Here is a 302-nt window from a genome sequence, read left to right as displayed (position 1 = left end):
GGCGGCGGCGGCGTTTGCCGCGGCCTGGTTGGCGGCTGTGTCGTCGGCTTGTGCTGCCTGTGCGGCGAGCAGTGATGCTGCCGCTGCTGCGGCGCTGGCGGCGGCCGTGGCATCGGCCGCTGCCGCTGCCGTCGCAGCCGCTTGCGCCAGCGCTGCCGTCGCTGCTGCATCCGCTGCGGCCTGATCGTCGGCGACGGCGGCGTTGTGCGCTGCCTGGGCGTTGGCGGCGTTGGCCGCGGCCAGCGCTGCCGCAGCGTCATCGGCCTGGGCAGCCTGCGTGGCTGCCAGGGTAATGGCCGCCG

At 76.2% G+C, this 302-nt stretch carries 1 protein-coding gene; it reads right to left on the bottom strand.

Translation table 11 applies throughout. The features are described 5' to 3' along the window. On the bottom strand, positions 1-302 hold a 302-nt coding region (locus GCN74_RS29100; RefSeq protein ID WP_193317314.1), incomplete at both ends, for a hypothetical protein.

It is taken from the genome of Janthinobacterium sp. FT14W, from assembly GCF_009208755.1.
GTDB lineage: Bacteria > Pseudomonadota > Gammaproteobacteria > Burkholderiales > Burkholderiaceae_D > Janthinobacterium > Janthinobacterium violaceinigrum.
The sequence above is the reverse complement of the archived record's forward strand: the minus strand, read 5'-3'. Positions and strand labels throughout refer to the sequence as shown.